This is a genomic window from Acidovorax sp. MR-S7 (assembly GCF_000400995.2).
Classification (GTDB): domain Bacteria; phylum Pseudomonadota; class Gammaproteobacteria; order Burkholderiales; family Burkholderiaceae_C; genus MR-S7.
Genome location: NZ_DF238954.1, coordinates 1 through 716, shown reverse-complemented (window position 1 = coordinate 716; position 716 = coordinate 1). Strand labels below are relative to the sequence as shown.

The window sequence follows — 716 nt, the reverse complement described above, 5'->3', positions numbered from 1 at the left end:
ACCAGCGCGCTTTCGGCCACGCCGGGCATCTCGTTGATGTAGCCCTCGATCTCGGCCGGGTAGACGTTGTAGCCGCCGCTGATGATCAGGTCCTTGCTGCGGCCCACGATGCTCACGTAGCCGCGCTCGTCGACCTTGCCTACGTCGCCGGTCTTGAACCAGCCATCCGCCGTGAATTCTTCCGCCGTCTTCTCGGGCATGCGCCAGTAGCCCTTGAACACGTTGGGGCCGCGCACCTGGATGTTGCCGATCTCGCCCACGGGCACTTCCCCGCCCTTGTCATCCACCACGCGCAGGCCCACGCCGGGCAGCGGGAAGCCCACGGTGGAGCCGCGCCGCTCGTCCTGCCCGCCGTAGCGCGCATCGGCCGCGTAAGGGTTGCTGGTGAGCATGATGGTTTCGCTCATGCCGTAGCGCTCCAGGATGGTGTGGCCGGTGCGGTCCTGCCATTCCTTGAAGGTTTCGATGAGCAGCGGCGCCGAGCCGGCGATGAACAGGCGCATGTGGCTGGCGGCGGCTTTGGTGAGCGCGGGCTCGGCCAGCATGCGCACGTAGAGCGTGGGCACGCCCATGAAGACGGTGGCGCGCGGCATGGCGGCGATGACGGCCTTGGGGTCGAATTTCGCCATCCAGATCATCTTGCTGCCGTTGATGAGCGCGCCGTGGATGGCCACGAACAGGCCGTGCACGTGGAAGATGGGCAGCGCGTGGATGAG

Annotated in this window: 1 protein-coding gene; it reads right to left on the bottom strand. The window is 66.8% G+C overall.

Annotated elements, in window-relative coordinates; translation table 11 throughout:
* Nucleotides 1–716 (bottom strand): AMP-binding protein (locus AVS7_RS18010; protein WP_020229455.1); only part of this gene is annotated, 716 nt, incomplete at both ends.